Origin of the sequence: Komagataeibacter diospyri (assembly GCF_043995075.1) — a bacterium.
GTDB classification, from domain to species: Bacteria; Pseudomonadota; Alphaproteobacteria; order Acetobacterales; family Acetobacteraceae; genus Komagataeibacter; species Komagataeibacter diospyri.
Genome location: NZ_CP171836.1, coordinates 3,450,755 through 3,475,173, shown reverse-complemented (window position 1 = coordinate 3,475,173; position 24,419 = coordinate 3,450,755). Strand labels below are relative to the sequence as shown.

Sequence of the window (24,419 nt, the reverse complement as noted above, 5' to 3'; positions counted from 1 at the left end):
CAGGCCTGCATTCAGACACGCGTGTCGGGATAGGCTTCGGGGGTCAGGATACGCTGCACGATTTCAGGCCAGCTATGGGCATCAAGTTCGATCACGTCCGATGACTGCATGGCGGCATCAATCGCGCGCCCGATGGATTGCGCATCCCCCGGTCTGTAACCATACCGGCCAGCCGTGTCATTCAGTGCAAAATCGGGACAGACGGCGGGAATACCAAACAGCGCGAACTGCCGCAGTTTCAGGGACGTATCCAGCAGGTAACGTGGCGTATTCGCGTCACGATACGGGGCGACGCCAAAACTGGCATGCTGGAGATAGGACAGCGTGCGTTCAAACGCCATTTCGGGATGAATGATGATATTGGGCGCATCCAGCCCATCCGCCGCATGGCCCGCACCTATGATATGGAAATCGATATCCGGCCTGATCTGTGCCGCGATCTGGAAAAAGGTCCGGTCAAACAGCATTGACCCGATCGAAACACAACTGATCCGACCGGGCGTATAGGGATTGGGATAGTTTTTTTCGGCAATGCCACGATCAATGCCATGTGGTGCAAAAACGGCTGAACGCGCATGGGGCAGGCGTTCAAGCAGATAGCGCGAGGGCATGCGCACCGTGTCGATCATGTCGAAATTTCGCACGAAATCATTCTTGATGGTATCCGCACATCCTACGACTTCCAGGTCATCGGACATCAGATAAATAATGCGGGCCGACGGATTAAGTTTCCTGACATCGGAAATAAATATCGGCGCCATACCGGATTCAATAAAGACAGTATCAGCACGTCGTATCCATTTTCGCGCAATGGCGGGCAGCATCTGGCGGTACAGCCAGAACATCCCCCGCTCCACCGGCGCCAGCGCCGCACGCCGCATGTTGAACGGATGCCATTTCATGCGCCACAGATAGCATTCCACACCGTCCACCGTTTCCACCTGATTGGCACGGTCCGCAAGGCTGGCGCGCGTATCCCCACGCCGCAGCGACAGCGAACTCAACCCGATGGACAGGAACGCGGTAGGCCCACGGCGGGCCATCTCCGCTGCGATGAAATGGACACTGGCCTTGCGCAAACTCCTGAAATCATGGACGGAAATAAACAGGGAGCGCGTCATGGAATTATGGTCTCCTGCCGTGCGCCACGTTGGCGGCAGGCCGCATGCGCATGGCGCGCGGCCCCTGGGTTCATATCGATCGCGCAAAAACATCCGGACCGTCACACAGCCCGTTTCACGCCGTGCCAAATCCACAGTGTGATTGCGGCAAGATCATGACATGATCGTGCCGCGATAAAGGCGGCGGCACAAAGAATTGTGTAGGCACATTTTGCATGTTTTCTACATTTATATTCTGATACGCTGTGTCCGCCATAACAGAATCACTGTATTGCCTGCATCACGCCATGCCATTCATGCACCGGGGGAACCGACGATGTCGTCTGTGACGGAAACTTCGGGAACGGAACGAAATTATCTGCACCAGCTGACATCCCTGCGTGGCGTTGCGTGCCTTGTCGTACTGTTCGGTCATGCCATACAGGTTTTCCGTTACCAGAACCCGCAACGTACGGGATCACAGGCAGCAATGCATGACATTGTGACCTACGCATTCAATGCGGAAGCGGCGGTGGTACTGTTTTTTGTACTCAGCGGGTGCGTCCTGTCGCTGTCACTACGCAAATACACGCATCTGACAGGCCGGATTGTTGGCAGTTTCTATGTCAAGCGTGTGTTCCGGATCTATCCGCTGCTGTGGTTTTCAATCGGGCTGGCCATCGCCAGCATGGTTGTTGCGCGCGGATGGGTCAGTGATGGTGTATTTGTCGGCTGGCTGTCACGTAATCTGCAGACACCGGTGTCCATCCGCAACACCATCATGTCGGTTGCGGGCGTTTTCACCCGTTATAATGGACCGATGTGGTCGTTGCGGGTGGAACTCATGTATTCCGTGGCCTTTCCGTTCCTGTTCTGGCTGGTGCGTGCGCCACGGCTACGGATGGTTACACTGGCGGGCCTTGCTGCAATCGCCCTGCTGCCCCTGCCGCATGAAGTGGGTACGGTCTTTGCACTCTCGTTTGGTGTCGGCGCCCTGATCCCGCTGCTGCCGACAGCCCTTTCCCCCCGGCATGGACTTTATGCGCTGCTGGCGCTGGTTGTGCTGCTGTATGACCGTTACGGTCTTGTGGCGATGGGACTGAACGTGCCTGAACGTATTCCCGACATGATTGAAACGGTCGCGGCTTTTGTGCTGATCCGTGACCTTTATGCATCGGGGCGGCAGTATCGCGTGCTTCTCAGCAGGCCGGTCATCGCCATCGGGGAATTGTCCTATGGCATTTACCTGCTGCACCTGCCCATCATGTTGATGGTGTTCAGCATGATGGGACATGCCATGGGGGCGTCCACCCTTCTGTCGCATCCGTCACTGACCCAGGCGGGGCTGGGGATCGTGACCGTCATGCTGACCACGGCACTGGCAGCCATAACCTATAATATACTGGAACTGCCCCTGCATAATCTGGGACGGCGACTGGGTAATGCCCTGCTTGTACGGCCTGCCCGTCCGGTGTCCCCATCACAGGATGCAGATAGGCATGCGTCACGCATCTGATACGGGAAGCATCATGTCCGCTACAGCGCATGTTCACCTGCCCCATCGGTCCATGACCAGCGCGCCCGCCCTGTCACGGGCGGATGGCATATCATGGCTGGTGGTGGCGGGGGCGATTTTCAACCTTGTCCTGTGCTTCATCAACACACGTCATGTCATCACGATCCGCAGTTCGGAAATCGTATTGTGCGAACTGGCCATCATCTTTCTGGCGTTTATCGAGGTGCGCAACACGATTTCCCCTGCCGTGGTGCGTATTACGGGAGTCATGATCTGTTTCGAGATCGGGGCCAAGCTGATCAACCCCCGTCTGGACATGAAGATCCTGCATGATCTGGCCATTGCCTATGTATTCTACCAACTGGGCACCCGTTCCACCCTGCGGTCTGGTGAGCGTACCATGTGGGTGATGATGGCCATGATCATGTTCGTTGGCTTTTTTGAACTGCTGTTCACCAACCTGTTCGGCACGATATTCGATGTCTGGACCTATTACGTGAACAAGGGTGTCATCAGCAGCAGCACTGTCAATTACAGCAATACGAACCTGTTTATCAGCGGAAACCGGGGGGCTGCCGCATCCCGTACGTTTTTCCAGTCCATATTCGGATCGCACCGCGTGTCGTCGCTGTTTCTGGAACCGGATTCACTGGGCAATTTCTCGGCCATCGGGTTTGCGTGGTGCCTTAGCACAAACCTTGGCTCCCGGTTGCGGCATGCGTTCCTGTTCTTTCTGTCGGGGTTGTGTTTCGTGCTGGCTGATTCGCGCTTTGCCTCGGGCTGCGCGCTGGGCATGATCCTGTTGCGCATGACACCGCTTTACCGTTCACGCTTCGTGGTGTTCGCCATGCCGGTTACCGTGATGATGGGCCTGATGCTGCAGGGCGCGAATCACGAGATGCCCGGTATCCTGCCCTCCATCATTGGGGACAATTTTTCCGGCCGACTGCTGTTTTCCGGGCGATTGCTGGATTACTGGAACCTGCCGCAATGGTTCGCGATGGCGCCGTCGCAGGTGTACACGGCCGATACGGGCTATGCCTATATCATCAACAACCTTGGCCTGCCGCTGACGCTGTTCCTGCTGGCGCTGTTTACCCTGCATCCTGCACGCACCGAAGCGGCCGTATCGATGAAAGCGATGATCTCGCTTTATTTTTCCACATCCCTGTGCATCGGCGCATCGGTCTTCACCATCAAGACGGCGGCGTTGCTGTGGTTCCTGTACGGCACGACCAACAGCGTCGTTGCGCCATCGGAACCAGAAGTCAGGGAAAAGGTGCCTGAACGCCTGAAATCATTCCGTTTCAACCGGTTTTCACCCGCAGCGGAGCATATCGCATGACATTACCCCGTTTCCCCCGCTTATGCCGCTGGCTTTGTGGCTGCATGGTCGCAGCCCCCCTTACGCTTTCCGTCCATGGACAGGCGGATGCGCAGACATATCGTGGCGTAAACCTTGCGGGGGCTGCCTATTCCTCCTCCAAGCTGCCGGGCCGTTACGGGTATGACTACCTTTATCCCAGGTCTGCGGAGGTGGATTATTTTACCGCACAGGGCATGAACACATTCCGCCTGTCGGTATTGTGGGAACGTCTTCAGCCGACCCTGAACGGCGCGCTGGATGAAAAGGAACTACAACGCGTACAGCAATTCATTGCCTATGCGCAGGGCAAGGGTGCCACAACAGTGCTCGATATCCATGATTACGGGCGCTATCGCGGGCAGGAAATCGGGTCCACAGCCGTGCCGGATACGGCCTTTGCCGATTTATGGTCGCGGCTGGCACAGGCGCTGGGCAATAACCCGCATGTCCTGTTTGGTCTGATGAACGAACCACAGCAGCATTCGGCCGAGGCATGGAAAAACTCGGTACAGGCCGCGATTGACGCCATCCGCAAGGCCGGAAGCCATAATACCATCCTCGTACCCGGCATTGGCTGGGACAGCGCACAGGGTTTCCCGAAACTGAATGGCGATGCGCTGGGGCAGTTACACGATCCCGATAACCGTCTGGTTTATGAAGTGCATGAATACTTTGACCCTGATGCATCGGGCACCAAACCGGCATGCATTTCACAAGACCAGGCCCTTGGGCGGCTCAAACCCTTTACCGACTGGCTACACGCCCACAAGGCGCACGGTTTCCTGGGAGAATTCGGGGTCAGCCGCCAGCCGGAATGTGTCGCCCTGCTCAATCCCATCCTGTCCCACCTGCGTGAAAATGCAGATGTATGGGATGGATGGACCTATTGGGCGGCTGGGCCGCTATGGGGCAATTACATGTTTACGCTTGAACCCGACCACGGTCAGGATCGCCCCCAGATGACGGCCATTAAGCCTTTCCTAAGCCAGACAAAGCAATAACGCGGATATCAGCCACCACCGCACGGACAGGAGAACAGGGGATCCCATGGAAATACAGACATTTAACATCGCGGGCATGATTCTGCTTACCCCACCGCGTTTTGGTGATGAACGTGGTTATTTTTCGGAAACGTTCAACGCGGCCCGCATGAAGGAAATTGGCATTCCCGGCCCCTTTGTGCAGGACAATCACAGTCTGTCACGCCAGCGCGGCGTGGTACGCGGACTGCATTGCCAGCTTTCCCCCCACGCGCAGGGCAAGCTGGTCCGCTGCACCCGTGGCAGCATATGGGATGTAGGCGTGGACATCCGTACGGGATCACCCACCTTCGGCCAGTGGGTGGGAGCTACCTTATCCGAGGAAAACGGGTCGCAGTTATGGATCCCGGCCGGCTTCCTGCATGGTTTCTGCACATTAAGCGACAATGCCGAGGTGCAGTACAAATGCACCGATTTCTGGGATCGTGACTGCGAACGATCCGTGCGCTGGGATGATCCGCTACTGGCGATCGACTGGCCCGTTGCGGAAAAAGACGCGATCCTGTCTGAAAAGGATGCTGGGGCCCTTCCCTTCTCCAATGTTGATGACTGGTTTCATATATAAAAGGCAGCACAAAAAATTTATTTTATCAATAGGTTGCTTTCAAAAAAATCTCCAGGGGTGGCATGTAAATGCCCGACCTTCCCCGTTTCATATGAAAGAAGAAGCAGCACGTGATGCATACGCAATCGATTCTGGTAACCGGGGGACATGGCCAGCTTGCAACGGCGTTATCCAACCATGACGGCGTGGTGCGGGTCGGGCGACCGGATTTCGATTTTGACCGGCCCGATACGATTGATGCCGTTATCAGGGCGCATAACCCGTCCGTAGTCGTGAATGCCGCGGCATGGACAGCCGTGGATGCTGCGGAAACAGATGTGGAAGGGGCACAGCGCGCCAACCATACCGGCCCCGCACGTATGGCGGCGGTATGTCGTGAACTGGGGATTCCGCTAATCCATGTTTCCACCGATTATGTCTTCAGCGGGAATAAAGGCAGTCCCTACGTGGAAACGGATCCGGTTGATCCCCGCTCGATCTATGGGCGGACCAAGGCGGAAGGTGAACAGGCGGTGCTGCTGGCGCAGCCTGACAGCATCATCCTGCGCACGGCATGGGTCTATTCCCCCTATAATCGCAACTTCGTCCGCACAATGGTCGATGCCGCAACCAAACGACCAACCCTGCGGGTTGTCAGTGACCAGATTGGCAACCCGACCAGCGCGGATGCACTGGCGGATGTCATCATGCATATCATCAGACAGATCCGCGATACCGGATGGAAAGCGGAGTATGCCGGGATCTATCATGCAACCGGACAGGGTCAGGCAAGCTGGTACGAACTGGCCTGCACGGCAGTAAATGCCGCGGCAAGCCACGGCAACCCGCAGCCGGTCATGGAAGCCATTACCACAGCCGACTGGCCGACACCGGCACGCCGGCCGCCAGATGCACGACTTGACTGCACACGCCTGCAACAGGTGTTCGGCTGTGCGCCCGGCCCGTGGGAACCTGAGGTCAAGCGCGTAGTGGAAAAACTTCTGTCACAACCAGCATAAGCATGCCCTTACGGGGCGCCGCACACCTGTCGCAGCCGTTCGGCCGCACGCAGCATGGCGGCACGGTACAGTTGCCGCCGTGATATGGCACCGGGGAAACGGCTGAGTTCACGCCGTAATGTACTGCCGCGCATAAAGTAATGGCGCACGAAATGTGTCTGCCGCAGCAGGCTTGCAATATACCTTTTCTGGTCCAGGACAGGATGCAGGAAGGTATGCCCGCTTTGTGGCAGTACAAGGCCCGTGGACAGTATTGGCGGAAACCAGGAATAGCGCGAAACATCACCATAACGCGCAAGCGGGATGAAGGTCAGGTCCGCCGCCGCCACTTCGGATGCGACAAAGGCTTCCCCCAAGGGCCAGAAACCCGTTTCATCCATATTGGCTGACATCGCACGCCGCCGCTGCGCCAGATGGTTCAGGGCACGACGGGAAAAAAACGAAATACAGTTCAATGATGCCCGCAACTGTCCCGCAGGATAAATACCTGTATGGAAGCGATGCCAGTACCATGCCGGTCCTGCATCAAGGGGATGGGATATGAAATCCGCCTCATCCGCAATCATGTCAGCCAGCAGACGCGTTCCATTCCCGGCGATACAGGCGTCATATTCCACGAAAAGGTAATAATCATAGTCCGGAATCCGGGCCTGCACCTGATAATGGGTGTAATCGGCGTTCCACCATAGCAGACTGCCCTTTTCAAACCGGTTGGCAAATCCTAATGCCAGCATTTCTGCATTACATGTGCGCAGCACCCGGTCATATGGAATGGTTCCCGCAAAACCATTTGTTTCATCAATGGAAATAAAAATATCAGCTTCAGGAAATGTCGATTGCAACCGTTGCAGCTGCAGTTGCACGAAGCTGTCCCATGTATAGGTTTTCAATACAACCACACATTTTTTTTCTGCAATCACGTCAGTCATCCCGCATCACTGGATTACATCATTCACAAAATAAAAACCGATCATTTTACTTAATTGTCGAATATGTCATTCGGGTAGGAACGATCCGTAAATCATGAAATTGCATGAATTCCCTATATTATTTTAAAATATCATATATTCCATACGCGCATAGTAATCACATAAACGTGTAGTAAATAATATACTAATATTTGCATTGAATGTGCATGAATTATCTGCTTTTAACGTAAATGGCCAACGTGACACGCCACCTTCCCTGATATCTGCCAGACATCATGATCAGGTCATCTGTTTGACGAAACCGGAATACAGAAATGTCCTATACGGAAATATCCTTCATACGTTCAAATATTCCGAAAATAAGCCAGTTGGCCGATGGCATTATCGCAATGGAAAACTCTGGCATTTATACCAATTACGGGCCAATAAACCAGAGATTCGAAAAACGTCTGGTTGAACAGATGTTCAGTGGCGTGGGCCATTGCGTCACGGTATGCAACGCCACGATCGGATTGATGATGGCGCTGAAATACGCAACACGACACAAGGATACCCGTGTGGCGCGTTATGTTCTCATGCCATCCTTTACTTTCGCAGCCGCGGCCCATGCTGTATTATGGGCAGGCTTTACACCCCTGTTCTGCGATATCGACCCTACGGACTGGATGGCGTCCCATGCGGCGGAAAATGAATTACTGCATGAATATGGTGAACAGATTGCAGCAATATTTCCCTACGCCACATTCGGGAACGCAACCGATATCAACCATTATACGGAACTGGAAAAACAGACAGGTATTCCCGTTGTCATAGATGCGGCTGCATCCCTTGGGGCACATGACGCACTGGGACAGGGATTTGGAACCGGTTCGCCGCATGCCATCATATGTTCCCTTCATGCAACAAAAACAATGGGGATCGGGGAAGGTGGTTTCATTTACGCCAATAACCCCGACATGATCGAAGCCCTGCGGGCCATGGGCAATTTCGGCTTTGGCCAGATCCGCCATGCCACGATGCCCGGTCTTAATTCCAAGCTACCCGAAATCGGTGCATTGCTTGCCCTGTCGGGACTGGACCATCTGGAAAGCGTCGTTGAAAAGAAGTGCCGTATAGAACAGATGTATTACGACCTTCTGCCCGGTTTTGGCTTCCAGCGGCAGCGTGGCGCACGCATGTCCTATCAGTTCCTGCCAGTACGCCTGCCGCCACAATATGCACCACACCGCAGTGCGATACTTGCCCGCATGAAAGAAAAGCGGATCGGTACATCAACCTATTTTTCACCCCATCTGTATGAACAGAGCTATTTTGTCACCCATTGCAGGGCAGGTGACCTGCAGGCAACCAATGCACTTGCATCTTCCATTGTGTCCCTGCCCTTATGGCATGAAATGACGCCGGAAATGGTACGTTACGTGTGCCAGGAATTCATGAACGCCTGCAACGCTACAGATATGTAAGCCCCCGTTCCTTATCACCTATGGAAAACGGATACATGCAGCCATGTCCACAGATACAACAACGCCCGTCCTTATTGTCGGTGGTGGCCCTGCCGCCATTGCCGTCCTGCTTGCTGCATCACGCATAGGCGAACTGCCACGCCTGCTGGATGAAGGCCTGACGCTGGTTGAGCGGGGGCCGCATATCGGTTCGGGCATGCTGGGGCGCTATGTCATCAATTCCGACAGTGCGGCGGAAACATTCGTTGATGCGATAACGGACAATCCGGTGCCCGAACTGGCGCGCCTGACCTACCATCCACTGGTGGCAATGATACGCAGCCGGGGCAGGCTCCCATTGCCGTTACGTGTTGTCGCGGATTTTCTGGATATGGTGGGGCAGGTACTGACAACCCTCATCACGGCCCATCCAGCATCACAAATACTGACCGGATGGCAACTGAAAAGCCTGCACCAGAACGTGGAAGGTAAATGGCGGGGTTACCTTATCTCCAGCGATGGGGCACATACGCAACACGTCATCGCCAACAAGGTCGTACTGGCAATGGGCGCACACCAGCCGGAACAGCGGCTGCATGATGAAATAGTGGGGGATAGCCCCCTATTGCCCCGCCATGCAGGCAGGGTCATGCAGTCTGACGCCCTGCTGTCCCCCGATGGGATCGCCAGATTACGCACCATGACGGCAGAACAGGAAAATCCCAGGATTGCCGTGATCGGGGGCGCCAGCAGTGCGTTGTCTGCCGCACGCGTCATAATGCGTGACATGGCGGACCGACTCGTACCAGGCAACCTGACACTACTGCACAAATCCCGCCTGAAACTGTTTTACCGTACGGCGGAAGAAGCCGTGGCTGATGGATACACGGAATTCCATGAAGATGATATCTGTCCGGTCAGTCAGTTTGTTTACCGCTTTGGCGGCCTGCGTTATGATTCGCGTAATCTGGCCATGCAGTTGATGGGCATTGCTAATGCCCCGCCCGAACCCCGCCTGCGTGATGTGCAGATAACGGACGATAATCATGCGGAAGTACAGGCCATTGTTGATAATGCCGATGCCATTATCGCCTGCTTTGGCTACCGCCCCCGCCGTATCACCATAATGGATGCGTATGACCGTCCGATTGCCCTGTCTGCCGATGTACCCGATGGCTGCCTGACCGGTGCGGAATGCGGTATCCTGGATGCAACGGGAAAGGAAATTCCGGGCCTGTTTGGCCTGGGCCTGGCATCGGGGTTCCGTCCCACAGGGGCGATGGGGGGCGAAGCCAGTTTCCGTGGTCAGGTCAATAGCCTGTGGCTATGGCAGACCGCCATTGGGGAAAAGATCCTGCATCATCTCCTGCCCCCCGAAACGCCACTACTTGTCCCGGCACCACGTCTGCGTGCCCCTGTTCTGGAACCTGCACGTGGACATCTTCACCCCTGAATGCCCTTTTACAAAGTATACCTAATACTTCCTGCGCAATCAGAACATGCGGGACATTTTTATTGTCCCGCCATACCCATATTATCAGAGACTGTCTGAAACACCCTGCATATCATAAGGACGTTTCTGGGAATATTCTTTCAAAAACCATCGCAAAACGCTGCCTTAACAACGGCGGCATCCATGGACTTTTGCTTTGTATTATGCCCGAACAGTCAGTCAGGTCAGGGTATTGAACGTACCCGCCTTGAGGGCCGTTTCGATTTCTTCCAGTGATCGCCCGCGCGTTTCGGGCACATAACGCCAGACAAAAACAAAAGCGAGCAGATTGATCGCGGCATACATCCAGAACGTGCCTGCTGCCCCCAGCGCCTGCACCAGTGACAGCGTGGTCAGCGAAATCAGCAGGTCCGCTGTCCAGTGTGTCGCCGCGACAAGGCTCATACCTTTGCTGCGGCACGACAGGGGGTAGACCTCCGCCCCCACCAGCCATATGGCGACAGACAGGCTGCCCACATTGAATATTGCATAACTGACCACTGCCGCTGCCGTTATCCATGTATTGATGCCATGGGTTGACCCGATGGCAAACATTGTGCCCAGTACCATGAGGGAGACAACCGCACCGGGAATAAGCCGCAGCAGCAGCCTGCGCCGCCCCCATGCATCAACCGCCCAACTGCCAAACGCAGTGGACAGCACCATGGCGACCCCGATGGCAATGGAGGTCAGCAGGGCGGACGCCTGCCCAAAGCCAACGCCTGCAAAAATGGTGGGGGCATAATACAACACCGCGTTAATTCCGGTAATCTGGCAGAATAACGCCACCCCGACCGATGCGATTACTGCCGGGCGCACCCATGGTTGCAGCAATGCGGACCATGGTGCCTGCTCATCATGCATCGCGACAATGGAATCCAGTTCGATCCGCGCGGCCTGCGGGTCACGCCGCAGGCGCTGCAGCACTTCGAACGCGCCTTCAAGGTTTCCTTTCATGGCCAGCCAGCGCGGACTGCGTGGCAGGACCGACATACCGACAAACAGGATGATGGCAGGCACGATGCCAAGCCCGAACATAAGCCGCCATGACTGGTGTCGGCACAGATACCCCGCAATGAAGGAAACAAGGATACCGCACACAACCGCAAGCTGGAACAGGACCACCATCTGCCCGCGTTTTTCACGTGGGGCGATTTCCGCAATATAGACCGGCACGATCTGCGAACACATGCCCACCGCCATCCCCAGGATGAAGCGCGCGCAGACCAGCACCGCCACCCCGGGTGCCAGCGACGCAACCAGAGTGCCGACAATGAACACAAGGGCCGCGAACATGATCATGTAACGCCGCCCCAGCCGGTCCGACAGCGGGGCCGCTACAAGACAGCCCCCCAGCGCACCAGCCACGATGGCGGATGTCACGACCTGCTGTCCCAGCGTGCCCAGGGTAAAATCAGTGGTAATCTGCAGCAGTGCTGCGGAAATTATACCGGTATCGTAACCGAACAGTAACCCACCCGTTGCGGCCACACCCGCAATGAGGTTCACGATACCGGATCCAGGGGTCGTCTGCCTGTCATGCGCCATTATTATGCGTTCTTTCCAGCTTGCCCTTCAGGCTTATTTCAGGGGAATGCGCACCACCAGCCATGGCCGCTCTTCCATGTCGTGACCGTCATGGAATACGGGTAGCCGCCCCCACTGGCCTACCGTCAGCCACAGGGCGCCATCTTTCAGGGTCAGTCCATCCGGGGCGACCAGGCGCGGGTCATGCGCGACAACGGACAGATGACCATCAGCCGTGCGGCGCAGCACGGCGTGACGTTCGATGTCCGTCAGATACAGGGTATTGTCCGGGCCTGTGGCCATGCCATCGACCACCGCATCTTCCCCCTCGTCCTGCACGGCGCGTTCCAGTTGCGCAGACTTGACGGCGGGGTCGGACAGCAGGGCCGTGGGTGCGCTGTAAAGCCTACGGCTGGACAGGGGCTGCCAGTACAGGCGGCTTGAATCCGTGCTCAGCGTCACGCCATCAATGCCCCCCTGTCCCATGGCCGGGTGCGCCATGTCATAACGCAGCATCTGCCCGTCCAGTTCCATGGCGAAGCCTGGTTCCGCACGGGTCGAAGGAGCGTTTTCCAGCACGCGCCGCGCGTGCCCGGTGGCGATATCGACCACGATGATCGCCGGATGGTCCATAAGCGATGTATCACTGACATAGGCCGTGCCCTGCGCGCCATGCGTCATGTCCACACGCACGTCATTGACATGGCTGTCGGACTGCGTGGCACCCGCGCCCAGCGGTATGGTCGCCACGATCTGCCCGGTATGCCCATCCAGCCCGATCAGCGCCGGGGCGGCCGGTGCTGTCTGTCCGGCAACGATCCCTTCATCCACGATCCACAACCGACCGGTTGCATCCACCGTCATCCCAAGAGGGGAGACAAAACGCGCCTGCGTTGCCGCATCGGGAAAGGGAACAGCCTTGCCTTTCTCCAGTACACCCAGACGCGGTCCCTTATGGTCGGCAGCACTGCGCGGAAAGGCCAGCACGATGCGCCCATCGGGCAGGGTTGCGATGCCCGACGGCTGCATGTCGTAAAAGCGCGCGACAACGCCAATATTCCCCGATGGGGCCGCGCCATGGTCCACACTGTCGCGGGCAACCGCCGCCACGGGGGGCAGAAGCCCCAGCATGGTGGCCGCACATACGGGATATAATGCCTTGTGAAATAAACCTGTCTTCATAATGCTCTCCGTTCCCCCCTGTTCATGACGATATGGTCGGCATGGTCATTATAGGCCTATAACAGCCTTTTACCCGATCGGGACATGCCACAGGCATGACAGCATGCCCATTCAGGCAGACCGCACGTCCATTGTGGAACGAAGGGCAGGATAAAGCCTGCGGTAGAACGCCAGTGGCGCGGCATAGGCGTGAGTCAGGTCAGGATCGGGAGCCAGCGTTTCCGCACGCGGCTGTGGCAGGCAGACGGTATCCACCGCCTCCCCCGTGACGGCCATGCGGGCCAGGCGGGCGGCGCCGAATGCGCCCCCCTGTTCTCCATGCGCCAGCCGGTGCAGCGACAGGCCCGTGACGCTGGACAGAATGGAAACCCATGTGCGGCTGTTGGACCCGCCGCCAATCACATCGGCCTGCGTCACGATGGAACCGGCATCCGCCAGCGCATCCACCACGTCGCGAAAGGAAAAGGCGACACCTTCAAGCACGGCCTGCGTCATGTCCGCGCGCGTAGTGCCGGGGGACAGGCCGGCAAACATGCCGCGAATACGGCCGTCATTATGGGGGGTCCGCTCACCCGACAGGTAGGGCAGGAAAACAACGGGCGACGGACGCGTGATGCGCGCGGGCAGTTCCGCCAGCAGATCGCACTCCGCCATGCCGGTCGTACGCGCCCACCACGCAAGCGAGGACGCAGCCGACAGCGTCACCCCCATCTGGTGCCATGTCTCGGGCACGGCATGACAGAAAGCATGGATGCCCCCCTGTGGATGCGGCCGAAACCGGTCGGTTGTCACCCACAATACGCCCGACGTACCCAGCGACAGGAAAGACGACCCGGCCCTGACCGCCCCCAGTCCCACCGCACCCGCAGCATTATCTCCGGCGCCCCCCGCCATGACCGGGCGTGTATTCATGCCCCAGCGTCGGGCAAGGGTTTCATCCAGCATACCCGCGGGTGCCGTGCCTTCCACCAGCGCGGGCAGGTTGTCACGCCGCAGGCCGGTTGCCGCCAGCGCATCATCGGACCAGCAGCGATGGCCGACATCCAGCCACAGCGAACCCGCCGCATCCGACATGTCCTCGATCATGTCGCCGGTCATACGATAACGCAGCCATGCCTTGGGCAGCAGCACATGACGGGTCGCAGCAAAGACCTCCGGTTCATGTTCCGCCACCCATATCAGCTTGGGCGCAGTAAAACCCGGCATGGCGATATTACCGCATATTTCACGACTTTTTGGAAACCGGCGCTCGAATTCCGCGCATTGCGCCGCGGCGCGCACATCATTCCACAGGATGCACGGACGCAGCACATCGCCATCCCGCCCCAGCAGGACCGCACCATGCTGCTGACCGGACAGGCCCATGCCCGTAACCTGTGCCATTTCTCCGGGATGGGCCGCCGCCAGCGCGTCCATAGCCCCCAGCAGAGCCGTCCACCAGTCCTGTGGCGCCTGTTCATTCCATCCCGGGTGCGGGGAACTGACACGCAGCGGATAGGAATGGCTGCCTATGACATGCTGGTGGCTATCGACCAGAACGGCCTTGAGGGCGGAGGTGCCCAGATCAATTCCGACAAACATTATTATTATTCCCATGCCGTCACTGGTTTTCCAGTCCGGCTATTCTTGCTTTGCCGCTTTGTTATGTCCCAAGTGAATACACATCGGGGATGGCATGGCAAGTATGGGTGGGACACCTTCTGGTGACCTGCAATCACAGAAATTTTTCCGTCATTTCGATATATTACAGAACATTACTGGCAGAACAGGAACAGTATCCGCCATCATTCCAAATTCAAAACCATTACCTGTAGAACAGGACCGTTTCCGTGCTTTCGTGAAATAACCTGCACTTCATAAGGGGAATCTGAGGTGAATAATTGAATATAGTGTCCGGGAAAACTCCACCTGTTTGAAAAAAGGCGGCACCCAAAAGCTTTTATTACTTTCCCAATAGGCTGTTTCGAAACAGCCTCCTGCCCGAGGATGGCAATGCAGGCTGAAACCTGCACGCCATCCTGGAACGGCCTTTGTATTTACGTGGCGACGACTTTTGATTTCATGAAGTCTTCCACCATTTCGTTGACCTTGTCTGCGCATTCAAGCTGTGGCATATGCCCGATATCAGGCAGGATATGCCGTTCAACCGAAGATGACAGCCCATCGGCCTGTGTCGCGGGCAGGATTTCATCCTCCCTGCCCCATATCACCGTTACCGGGACATCTTCCCCCGCCAGCACGGGACGCAGGTCATCACCCTGATGTCCGCCCGGGAAACAGGCATCCGCCACCGTGCGCAGGGCGGTCTGCACCCCATCCAGCCGTTTGTAGCGCAGCACATCATCAGACATGCGCCGTCCGATCAGTGATTTGTCATGCACAAGGTATTTCAGCACGTCCTGCACCGCGCGCACGCGATCGGCTTCGATAAAACCGTTGATGAAGTCCATGTTGATCTGCGGCCCAAGCCCGGCAGGCGCCACCAGCACCAGCGAAGCCACGCTTTGCGGAACAGTATGCGCCAGCGTCAGCGCAATACCACCGCCCAGCGAATGCCCCATGACATGTACCTGCCTGATCTTAAGCTGCGCCAGAAGCTGCGCCGTGACATCCGCGAAGAACGCCAGCGTGCCCGGCCCGACATCCTTCGATGATTCGCCATGTCCCGGCAGGTCAAAGGCAATGACGCGCCGCCCGCGCGCAAGGGCTGCGTGGTTGAGCATCCAGTTTTTCAGGTCACCGCCAAACCCATGGATCAACAGGAGGGGCGTGCCGTCGCCTTCCCCACGTTCATGCACGCGCAGGGTATGATCGCCGACTGTCATCATGACCGGTTCATCAACAGCGGCATTGTCCGACTGCGTATCGGATGACGCGGCAAAGTCAGCCTGAAAACGGGTAATGAAGGCGTCAATATCCGTATCGGGCACCGCCGGATCGGCCACCACGCCAATCAACGCACCCACGGGCAACATTTCCCCGTTACTTGCGACCTGCCGCCGCAACGTGCCGGTGACGGGACTTTCAAAGGCATTGGTGATCTTGCTGGTTTCGATATCAACCAGTTCATCGCCGGTTTTTATTGCAGCACCTGGTTCGACCATCCACCCGGCAATCTTGCCTTCAGTCATGGCCAACCCGAATTTGGGCATGGTGATGGGGGTTATGTCATGGGTCATGTCAGACTTTCTCCACTACGCGGTGGGCCATGGTGGCGGTCACGGCAGCCTCGATCCTGTCCACGCTGGGCAGATAGAGCGTTTCCAGAACAGTGGCGAAGGGAACCGGCGTATGCGGCGGCACCACGCGACGGATGGGCGCGCGCAGGGTATCGAATGCTTCTTCCGCCACCAGGGCCGCGATATCGGTGGCCATGTTACACCGCGGGCTGGATTCATCGACGATCACCAGCCGCCCTGTATCGGCCACGCATTCCAGAATGGTGTCGCGATCAAGTGGGGAGGTCGTGCGCGGGTCGATGACAGTACAGCTTATGCCCTTCTTTTCCAGCCGGTCAGCCGCCTGATTGGCCAGTCCGACCATGCGGCCAAAGGCGACAATGGTGACATCGCGTCCCTCCCGCGTCAGGTTGGCTTCGCCAAACGGGATGGCATAGGGTTCATCCGGCACGTCTTCCTCCTCATCATACATCACCTTGTTTTCAAGGAAGATGACGGGATCATCATCACGGATGGCCGAAATCAGCAGCCCCTTGGCTTCGTAGGGTGAGGATGGGATGACCACCTTCAGGCCGGGAATATGGGTAAACAGGGGATACAGCGCCTGACTGTGCTGGGCGGCGGCATTGAAGCCTGCGCCAAACATGGCACGGATCACCAGCGGGGTCCGCGCCTTGCCACCAAACATGTAGCGGAACTTGGCTGCCTGATTCATGATCTGGTCCAGGCAGCAGCCGACGAAATCAACAAACATCAGTTCCGCCACCGGGCGCAGGCCAGTCACGGCGGCACCTGCGGCGGCCCCGATATACGATGCTTCGGTAATGGGCGTGTCCAGCACGCGGGTGTCGCCAAATTCCTCCAGCAATCCCTTGGTCACGCCCAGCACGCCGCCCCATGCGTCCTTTATGCCAGCCGATCCGCCACGTCCGCCGGCCACGTCTTCACCCATAAGGATGACGGTGGGATCCCGGCGCATTTCCTGCCGCAGGGCTTCATTGATCGCCTGACGAAAGCTTTTCTTGCTCATGGTTCATTTCTTCCGTGCATTGGAGGCTGTTCGAAAAACAACTTGGTGATAAAAAATAAAAGTTTCCGGGTTCCACCGTTTTTCAAGAAGGTGGCTTCCTTGAAGCTTTTTGAAAAATCTTCACCAGAAACTTCCTTATGATTGCAGGATGTTTCCTGATCTGGCTTTCCAGGCAGCCTCCTGGGGATACGTATCAGTAACGGACATACACATCCGCCAGCAGATCAGCAGACTGGGGCAGCGGGTCGTCCTTGGCCTGCACCACGGCGGCCTCGATCTCGTCCGCGACGGCGGCATCAACTTCATCAAGTTCACTGTCTTCAAACAGGCCTGCCTGCGTCACGCGCGTACGAAACAGCTTGAGACAGTCATGGTCGCGCCGGGCGTTGGTCACTTCATCCGCTGCGCGATAGGTCATGGCGTCACCTTCAAAATGCCCGTACCAGCGCGCCAGATGGACATGCAGCATGACCGGCCCCTTGCCTGCACGCGCATGGGCGATCGCCTCGCCTGACGCCTGATGGACGGCGAAGTAATCCGACCCGTCACATTCGAGATAGGGCATGCCAAACCCCGCCGCCCGCGCCTGCTGGGTGCCGGCGCAGGCATAGGATGCGGCGGTGGCCTCGCCATAACCATTGTCCTCCACCACGAACACGGCGGGCAGGTTCCATACGGAGGCGAGATTGAGGCTTTCGAGTGTTGATCCCTCGTTCGACGCCCCGTCACCGTAGAACGCCACCGCCACCCCGCCGTCACGCAGGGTCTTGTGCGACAGCGCCGCCCCGCAGATCAGTGGCGGCCCGCCACCCACGATCCCGTTGGCCCCCAGCATGCCACACGCAAGGTCGGCAATATGCATCGACCCGCCCTTGCCACGGCATACGCCGGTGCTGCGGCCATAGATTTCAGCCATCATGCCCGCCACACCCACGCCCTTGGCAATGCAGTGGCCATGACCCCGATGGGTGCTGGCTATGGTGTCGTTATCCGTCAGGTTGGCGCACACGCCCACGGCGGATGCTTCCTCACCACAATACAGATGCACGAAACCAGGGATTTCCCCCGTGGCAAATTCAACATGCAGGCGCTCTTCGAACATGCGGATGGTACGCATCGCCCGGTAGGAGCGCAGCAGCGTTTCACGCGCTATTTGCATGGTTGTTTCCCCTGTTTTTTCTGGTCCCGCGGCACTGCGTCCGTGCATGCCGCCGGGCTGTGTGCAGCACACACGCATTGCGCCATTGCGGACAAGGATACACCATGGTCCCTTCACGCCCATGTGACACGGGGCGTACGAAGTGTCGCGAAACCGCGACACTCGGGCAGGTGTTTACCCGCCAGCATTCCTGAAACACTGAACGCAAAGAAACAGCATGCTGCGTGGTCCCGGCTTTTTGCGTCCTGACCTGACCTTTTCCGCCATGGCCATGGTCCAGACCGGGCTTGATGCCTCATGGCATCGCTGCCAGCATGAGTACGGCCTTGACCCCGCTGCCGCCCCCCTGCCGGATGTGTTATCGGGCGCGGAACTGCGACAGGCATGTCTGCACATGGGACGACTGTTGCATTTTGCCGGGCCGGAAATGGAACGACTGCATGCAGCCCTTGCCCCGGTGGGCTATACCGTCATGCTGTCGGACATGGATGGCATCGTGCTGACGCATCAGGCAGCCGGCGCCCTCCGGCGCGGTTGCCGCAGATGGCATTTCTGGCCCGGTGCTGTATGGAATGAACGTCATGCCGGGACAAACGGCATCGGAACATGCCTTGCCGAACAACGCAGCATAAGCGTGCATCGCAACCAGCACTGGCGCAGTAGCCTGCATGGTCTGGCGGGCATTGCAACGCCGGTTTATGATGCATCGGGTCGGATGGCGGGCGCGCTGAATGCCAGTTCGTTCCGTCCATCGCCTGACGGCAGCCTGGGCGTGCTGATCGCATCCAACCTGCTGCAGGCGGCGCACCAGATCGAACAGACCTGTTTCATGGACCGGTATCGGGGCCACGCCATCATGCTGCTGGGCAATGCAGTGGGCGCGTCCGTCCCGCTGGTCGCACTGGATCGCGACCGGCACGTGGTGGGCGCAACCCATGCCGCACGCGCGCAGATGGGCATCCCGCCCCTGACGGATGTCAGCATGTGCCTGCTTGATGATACGGCCACCCCTGCCCCGACCGCACCACTTCGCGAAGCGCAGACCATGGCCATCCATACGGCGCTGGCCAGCGCACGCGGCAAGGTTGCGGTCGCCGCGCGCATGCTGGGTGTCAGCCGGTCCACCCTGCACCGCAGGATCCGTAACATTGCAGAACAGGAACAGGCCGGGACGCGCTCCTGAAGAACAGCCCCGCCATCCACCGGATGGCACGGACATATATGAAGCATGACGGCAAGACTACCCGTTTTCCCCAGGGACAGACAGCCTGTTTTCATGCCCATGGTAGCATGGCTGTGGCCGTTCGTTTACGGATTGATCATTTTTATAAAATAGACTGCGAATTCAGATTTTATGGACTTTCCGGTGTCAATCGCTCCAGAAAAAGGTGTCAGCCATGTCATTCATGAAAATAAAAATCCGTCATCATAATTTTAAAATAAATACATAAGTGCATAAGGATAAATAAAAATGTCTGATTCGACCATTCTTTATGCATATGGGAATACCGTCGACACCAGCGGTGACTATGTCCTTGCTCCGGCATTATGGGTATTGGGTGTTGCTGGTGTAGGCGGAGGAAGCGCTACGTTCGAAGGGAGTGATGTCAATGCAACCCTTTCCTTCGCCCCGACCGTAATAGGCCTGCTGAGCCCCTATTCCGTAACGTCCGAGGACGGAGCGCATGTTACACTGACAGGAACCGACGGGTCCCTTGTTTCCGCCCTGACTGGCACCACGATTACCGCGAACGGGGGAACGGTTACGCTGGCGGGCGAAGATGCCATTTCAGCCCTGTCCGGTACCACCTATAATATTGAAAATGGTGGCACGTTGATGATCAACCAGGTGCAGGGGGCCGATGCCATCGCCGCACTGGGGGGGTCAACGGTCAATTTCGGGACGGGTGGAGGAACACTGGTCATCACCCCCGGGTCCAACGTATCCATTCTGGAATTCCCCAGCATCACCGGGTTTGACCAGCCGGGCGCAACCATAGAAATTCCAAATGCGACCGCCATTTCTTCCGTATCGCAATCCGGCAGTGACACCAATATCGTCACAACCACCGGCCAGACCATTCAGGTTCAGGGTGATTTTTACGATTACGCGACCCAGCACAACCTGTTCCAGTCAACCAGTGACGGGAACCTGTATATCAGCACCACCCCCGTAAACAGCACAGGCGATACGGGTGTTCTGGTCTGTTTCCTGCCGGGTTCAATGATCTCCACCCCCTCCGGCACGGTCGCAGTGGAGGATATCCGGGAAAATGATGACGTCATGGCCTGGGTGGACGGTCAGCAGATCCCGCGCAAGGTCACATGGGCAGGCAAGGCACGGGCGAATGTGCGTGCGGGCATGCCCGATGATGAAGCGGGATATCCCGTGCGTATCCTTCCAAACGCCATTGCCGACGGCGTGCCCTATAAGGACATGCTGGTAACTGCTGAACATTGCCTGTTTTTGGACAGCCGGTTCATCCCTGCCCGCATGCTGGTCAACGGACGGTCGATTTTTTATGACCGCTCAATCACTTCCTATGATTACCATCACATCGAGACGGAAGAACATTCTGTCATCATGGCCGATGGCGTAATGACCGAAAGCTATCTTGATACCGGAAACCGCCGCGCCTTCCAGCAGGCTGACAATATCATCCGGATCGGGGAAAAGGTCCGTAACTGGGCACATGATGCTGCAGCCCCGCTTGGCGTCAGTCAGGCTTTTGTTGAACCCCTTTTTCGCCAGATTGCGGCGCGGGCCATTGCAGCAGGCCGGGAAAACGTATCTGAAGCCCCTGTCCTGAGTGATGATCCGGCACTTTACCTGTTGACGGAAACAAATGCCGTCATCAAACAGATACGCGCCGCCAACGGATTTGTCTTTTTCATGATTCCCCCGGGTGTGCAGGACGTACGCATCATGTCCCGTACCAGCCGCCCGTCGGATACAATCGGCCCCTATGTGGATGACCGTCGCCGACTGGGTGTTCTGGTCAAGGATATCAAACTGTTTGAAGGCAATGCCGTCCGTGCCATCACAACGCATCTTGCACAAAATGCACCATCTGGGTGGTACGATGGCTGGTACGCACCATCCAATGTCCCCTGCCGATGGACAGATGGTCAGTCATCCCTGCATCTGGGCACTACGCATCGCGCTACTTCCATGGGCCTGCTCTGCATCGAAATTCTGGCAGGCGGCCCTTACGCTGTTGTAAACAACGACACCCCTGCAACAGATATACCCCGCCTTACAGCCTGAACTGGCACATTTACTGCAGATAAGCGGTAATGTCGGCCGATCAGGGAAGCAGATGCTGGTGCTGCTTCCCTATCGTGCAGACCGCATCAACCCGGCACCCATGAATACCGTTCGGTCTTGAACTGCCTGTACCCGCATCTCTCTATTTTCCAGACCAGCAGCAAGCCGGTTTCAGGATACTTTAAGCCGACTATTTACCACCCCGCTGAAAAATGGTCCGCAAGTCTAAAAAAATCTGGCAAAGATTTTTTTAAATATTCGAAGAACGCCGCCTTTTAAAAAAGGCGGCACCCAAAAATATTTATTACTCCAGTTAATTATTTTGATTTCGGCTGACCAGGCGCCTGTTTTTTACCAAGAGCCTTGCGCATCGCGGGCATGATCTTGCGTGGTTGCCTGAACCACGCTTCAAGATCCTTGGGCGCCATGGGTTTCGCGAACAGATAGCCCTGCATGACATCACAGTGCAGGCTTTCCAGAAGTTCATACTGCGCTTCTGTTTCAACCCCTTCGGTGACAACCGTCATACCCAGACGGTTACCAATCCCGATGACGGCGGTCGTCACGGCCTGCGCATTCGCATCATGTTCCAGATTCATGATGAAGCTACGATCAATCTTGATTTCCGTAAGCGGCAGACGGGTCAGGCGAGACAGGGATGAATAACCGGTTCCAAAATCATCCATGGACAGGCCAACATCCAGGGCACGGATGGCATTCAGCACATCCATCGTGTCCTTGTTTTCATCCATCATGACGCTTTCGGTTATTTCTACCGTCAACCGCTTCGGTGCGATACCGAACCGTGTCAGCAGGTTGGAAATCATTTCAGGCAACTGACGTTTGCGGAAATGCCCGGCGGACAGATTGACGGATACAGCCGGGATCATGACACCGTCACGGTCCCATGCGACAATCTGGCGGCAGGCTTCTTCCAGGCACCATGCACCGATGGCCTCGATCTGCCCGGTATCTTCCGCCACCGCGATAAAACGTGACGGGAAAATGTTGCCCAGATGCGGATGATGCCACCGCGACAGGGCTTCCACACCGTACAGTTCCCCTGTTTTCGCCTCGATCTGTGGCTGGTAATGAAGGTTCAGCAAGCCCTTGGCCAGGGATTCACGCAGGGCGGACCCAAGAACAAGACGATCCTGCGCCGCTGCATGATCTTCCGGCGTTGCAACACGGAATGTGCCCCGTGCTTCCTTTTTGGCAAGGCGCATCGCGGCTTCGGCATGACCGATCAGGGATTCACTGTCCGGCCCGTTTTCGGGGAACATGCTGATCCCCACGCTAACCGAGGCCGCAAGGAAATTGCCCCCGATTTCGATGGGTTCTTCCATGCCCGCGATCAACGTTTCGGCAAATGCCGTTGCATTGGCGGCCTTTGTGTCAGGCAGGATGATGACGAACTCATCCCCGCCTGCGCGGCTGAGGATATAATGGCTACGGCAAAGGCTTTTGATCCGTATGGCTACCGCCTTCAGGAAATCATCCCCGTTGGCATGCCCCAGCGCATCATTAATGTCGCGAAAACGGTCCAGATTGAGCATCAGCACGGCAAAATGGTTATCTCCCGGCTTGCCGACCAGGGTTTTCAGGACTTTATGGATCGCGGTCCGGTTGAGGAAACCCGTCAGGGGATCATAATTCGCCAGTTGGGAGATATGGTGCCGGGCATCATACTGCTCGATCAGCACACTGCAGAAGGGCACGCAGCCTGCCACGACTTTCTGCGGCCAGTCGCTGGTTTTATTCAGGTTGCGTGAAAACAGGGCGAATATTCCCGATATCTTCCCATTTCCTGCCTTGATCGCCGATGCCCAGCAATGATGGAGACCCAGCGAAACCCCAAGGGATTTATAGCTGTCCCACACCACCGTCGCAGCTTCGTCCAGATCATTGGACAGGGCCATGATATCCGCATCGGAAAGGGTCACGTTCTCCAGCGCCCCGGCATAACGTCGCGGCAGGCCAGGACCCGACAGAACATGCAGGCGGTGATCCTCACCGATCAGGACCAGAATGGCGACAGTATTGGGAACGAAATTTTCAACCTCGCGACAGACAAGATCAGCCACATCCTGAATCTGCATTTCGGTCGAAAGGGACTGAAAGACCGTATTCTGCAGATCCAGCAGCTTCTTGCGATGGTTTTCCTCCGTTACGGCCTTGATGGACGCCAGATAGTATTTCGCGCCCTTCGGACCAACGGGGCTTGATGACAGGGTCAGTTCGCCAGTGATGTAATCGCCATGCTTGTTCTCGAATATGATTTCCCGTGATATGCCAATAATGGTGCTGGCATCCGTTTCCCGGTTATGGGCAACGTGACCATCATGTTCATGCCAGACGAAATCCGGGACAAGCATCCTGACGTTATGGCCAAGAACCTCACCCTGCGTATAACCCCACAGCTTTTCCGCCCCGGTGTTGAAAAAGATGATGTCATTCTTGTCGTTGACAACGACAATGGCCTCGGTCGCGTCATGGAGCAGGGCCAGTGCCGCATCCCCTGAGAGGGCGGGTTTCCTGGACGGCGGGGAAAGAAGAAGTTCGTTCATGATGATGGGCCAGTTCACAATTGGGCAGGTACGGTGCGTTAGTCTGCATCGGACGGTAA

The 24,419-nt window shown here is 57.0% G+C and carries 18 protein-coding genes; 9 read left to right on the top strand and 9 right to left on the bottom strand.

Features of this window, described 5'->3' with window-relative positions; all coding sequences use genetic code 11:
• Positions 1-11: 11 nt before the first annotated feature.
• Positions 12-1,121, bottom strand: a complete 1,110-nt coding sequence (locus ACE2AA_RS16135; RefSeq protein WP_395370487.1) for a polysaccharide biosynthesis protein GumK — start codon at positions 1,119-1,121, stop codon at positions 12-14.
• A gap of 316 nt (positions 1,122-1,437) precedes the next feature.
• Here ACE2AA_RS16135 and ACE2AA_RS16130 point away from each other — a divergent pair, with 316 nt between their 5' ends.
• From ACE2AA_RS16130 to rfbD, 5 genes are all read left to right on the top strand, one after another.
• Complete coding sequence (locus ACE2AA_RS16130) at positions 1,438-2,616, top strand: acyltransferase family protein (protein ID WP_395370485.1); 1,179 nt, start codon at positions 1,438-1,440, stop codon at positions 2,614-2,616.
• A gap of 13 nt (positions 2,617-2,629) precedes the next feature.
• Positions 2,630-3,961 carry a polysaccharide polymerase gene (locus tag ACE2AA_RS16125; protein ID WP_141302565.1) on the top strand — a complete coding sequence of 444 codons (1,332 nt, stop codon included), beginning with the start codon at positions 2,630-2,632 and terminating at the stop codon, positions 3,959-3,961.
• Positions 3,962-4,005: 44 nt separating this feature from the next.
• The gene (locus ACE2AA_RS16120) at positions 4,006-4,983 is read left to right on the top strand and encodes a glycoside hydrolase family 5 protein (RefSeq protein ID WP_395370483.1); all 978 of its coding nucleotides are present in this window, start codon (positions 4,006-4,008) and stop codon (positions 4,981-4,983) included.
• A gap of 46 nt (positions 4,984-5,029) precedes the next feature.
• Positions 5,030-5,587, top strand: a complete 558-nt coding sequence (rfbC, locus tag ACE2AA_RS16115; protein WP_141262369.1) for a dTDP-4-dehydrorhamnose 3,5-epimerase — start codon at positions 5,030-5,032, stop codon at positions 5,585-5,587.
• Positions 5,588-5,700: 113 nt separating this feature from the next.
• Positions 5,701-6,585, top strand: coding sequence for a dTDP-4-dehydrorhamnose reductase (gene rfbD / locus ACE2AA_RS16110; RefSeq protein ID WP_141302597.1), 885 nt, complete (start codon positions 5,701-5,703; stop codon positions 6,583-6,585).
• Positions 6,586-6,593: 8 nt separating this feature from the next.
• Here rfbD and ACE2AA_RS16105 read toward each other — a convergent pair whose 3' ends face one another.
• Positions 6,594-7,514 (bottom strand): hypothetical protein, encoded by a 921-nt coding sequence (locus ACE2AA_RS16105; RefSeq protein ID WP_395370481.1) that lies wholly within the window; start codon positions 7,512-7,514, stop codon positions 6,594-6,596.
• A gap of 368 nt (positions 7,515-7,882) precedes the next feature.
• Between ACE2AA_RS16105 and ACE2AA_RS16100 the strand changes: the two genes are divergently transcribed.
• Both ACE2AA_RS16100 and ACE2AA_RS16095 read left to right on the top strand, forming a co-directional pair.
• Positions 7,883-8,977, top strand: a complete 1,095-nt coding sequence (locus ACE2AA_RS16100) for a DegT/DnrJ/EryC1/StrS family aminotransferase (protein ID WP_395370480.1) — start codon at positions 7,883-7,885, stop codon at positions 8,975-8,977.
• 43 nt (positions 8,978-9,020) lie between these two features.
• Positions 9,021-10,409: an FAD-dependent oxidoreductase gene (locus tag ACE2AA_RS16095; protein WP_395370478.1), complete on the top strand. Its 1,389-nt coding sequence runs from the start codon at positions 9,021-9,023 to the stop codon at positions 10,407-10,409.
• A 219-nt stretch (positions 10,410-10,628) separates the two neighbouring features.
• Here ACE2AA_RS16095 and ACE2AA_RS16090 read toward each other — a convergent pair whose 3' ends face one another.
• The 6 genes from ACE2AA_RS16090 to ACE2AA_RS16065 form a co-directional block, all read right to left on the bottom strand.
• Positions 10,629-11,996, bottom strand: coding sequence for a sugar porter family MFS transporter (locus ACE2AA_RS16090; protein WP_141262364.1), 1,368 nt, complete (start codon positions 11,994-11,996; stop codon positions 10,629-10,631).
• 33 nt (positions 11,997-12,029) lie between these two features.
• Entirely contained in the window at positions 12,030-13,157 is a 1,128-nt protein-coding gene (locus tag ACE2AA_RS16085) for an L-dopachrome tautomerase-related protein (RefSeq protein WP_395370476.1), read from the bottom strand.
• A gap of 111 nt (positions 13,158-13,268) precedes the next feature.
• On the bottom strand, positions 13,269-14,738 hold the full coding sequence (gene xylB, locus ACE2AA_RS16080) for a xylulokinase (RefSeq protein ID WP_395370475.1): 1,470 nt from the start codon (positions 14,736-14,738) through the stop codon (positions 13,269-13,271).
• Between the two features lie 455 nt (positions 14,739-15,193).
• Positions 15,194-16,336: an acetoin dehydrogenase dihydrolipoyllysine-residue acetyltransferase subunit gene (locus ACE2AA_RS16075; protein WP_395370474.1), complete on the bottom strand. Its 1,143-nt coding sequence runs from the start codon at positions 16,334-16,336 to the stop codon at positions 15,194-15,196.
• Position 16,337: 1 nt separating this feature from the next.
• The gene (locus ACE2AA_RS16070) at positions 16,338-17,366 is read right to left on the bottom strand and encodes an alpha-ketoacid dehydrogenase subunit beta (RefSeq protein WP_141262359.1); all 1,029 of its coding nucleotides are present in this window, start codon (positions 17,364-17,366) and stop codon (positions 16,338-16,340) included.
• Positions 17,367-17,559: 193 nt separating this feature from the next.
• Entirely contained in the window at positions 17,560-18,525 is a 966-nt protein-coding gene (locus ACE2AA_RS16065) for a thiamine pyrophosphate-dependent dehydrogenase E1 component subunit alpha (RefSeq protein WP_141262358.1), read from the bottom strand.
• Between the two features lie 217 nt (positions 18,526-18,742).
• Here ACE2AA_RS16065 and ACE2AA_RS16060 point away from each other — a divergent pair, with 217 nt between their 5' ends.
• Positions 18,743-19,708, top strand: coding sequence for a helix-turn-helix domain-containing protein (locus ACE2AA_RS16060; protein ID WP_141262357.1), 966 nt, complete (start codon positions 18,743-18,745; stop codon positions 19,706-19,708).
• 288 nt (positions 19,709-19,996) lie between these two features.
• Entirely contained in the window at positions 19,997-21,793 is a 1,797-nt protein-coding gene (locus ACE2AA_RS16055; protein WP_395370472.1) for a Hint domain-containing protein, read from the top strand.
• A gap of 317 nt (positions 21,794-22,110) precedes the next feature.
• Here ACE2AA_RS16055 and ACE2AA_RS16050 read toward each other — a convergent pair whose 3' ends face one another.
• Positions 22,111-24,360: an EAL domain-containing protein gene (locus tag ACE2AA_RS16050; protein WP_227001123.1), complete on the bottom strand. Its 2,250-nt coding sequence runs from the start codon at positions 24,358-24,360 to the stop codon at positions 22,111-22,113.
• Positions 24,361-24,419 lie beyond the last annotated feature (59 nt).

Coding starts and splice junctions, on each gene's coding strand:
- ACE2AA_RS16135 (WP_395370487.1), bottom strand. CDS start 1,121: ATGACGCGCTCCCTGTTTATTTCCGTCCATGATTTCAGGAGTTTGCGC.
- ACE2AA_RS16130 (WP_395370485.1), top strand. CDS start 1,438: ATGTCGTCTGTGACGGAAACTTCGGGAACGGAACGAAATTATCTGCAC.
- ACE2AA_RS16125 (WP_141302565.1), top strand. CDS start 2,630: ATGTCCGCTACAGCGCATGTTCACCTGCCCCATCGGTCCATGACCAGC.
- ACE2AA_RS16120 (WP_395370483.1), top strand. CDS start 4,006: ATGGTCGCAGCCCCCCTTACGCTTTCCGTCCATGGACAGGCGGATGCG.
- rfbC (WP_141262369.1), top strand. CDS start 5,030: ATGGAAATACAGACATTTAACATCGCGGGCATGATTCTGCTTACCCCA.
- rfbD (WP_141302597.1), top strand. CDS start 5,701: ATGCATACGCAATCGATTCTGGTAACCGGGGGACATGGCCAGCTTGCA.
- ACE2AA_RS16105 (WP_395370481.1), bottom strand. CDS start 7,514: ATGACTGACGTGATTGCAGAAAAAAAATGTGTGGTTGTATTGAAAACC.
- ACE2AA_RS16095 (WP_395370478.1), top strand. CDS start 9,021: ATGTCCACAGATACAACAACGCCCGTCCTTATTGTCGGTGGTGGCCCT.
- ACE2AA_RS16090 (WP_141262364.1), bottom strand. CDS start 11,996: ATGGCGCATGACAGGCAGACGACCCCTGGATCCGGTATCGTGAACCTC.
- ACE2AA_RS16085 (WP_395370476.1), bottom strand. CDS start 13,157: ATGAAGACAGGTTTATTTCACAAGGCATTATATCCCGTATGTGCGGCC.
- xylB (WP_395370475.1), bottom strand. CDS start 14,738: ATGTTTGTCGGAATTGATCTGGGCACCTCCGCCCTCAAGGCCGTTCTG.
- ACE2AA_RS16075 (WP_395370474.1), bottom strand. CDS start 16,336: ATGACCCATGACATAACCCCCATCACCATGCCCAAATTCGGGTTGGCC.
- ACE2AA_RS16070 (WP_141262359.1), bottom strand. CDS start 17,366: ATGAGCAAGAAAAGCTTTCGTCAGGCGATCAATGAAGCCCTGCGGCAG.
- ACE2AA_RS16065 (WP_141262358.1), bottom strand. CDS start 18,525: ATGCAAATAGCGCGTGAAACGCTGCTGCGCTCCTACCGGGCGATGCGT.
- ACE2AA_RS16060 (WP_141262357.1), top strand. CDS start 18,743: ATGCTGCGTGGTCCCGGCTTTTTGCGTCCTGACCTGACCTTTTCCGCC.
- ACE2AA_RS16055 (WP_395370472.1), top strand. CDS start 19,997: ATGTCTGATTCGACCATTCTTTATGCATATGGGAATACCGTCGACACC.
- ACE2AA_RS16050 (WP_227001123.1), bottom strand. CDS start 24,360: ATGAACGAACTTCTTCTTTCCCCGCCGTCCAGGAAACCCGCCCTCTCA.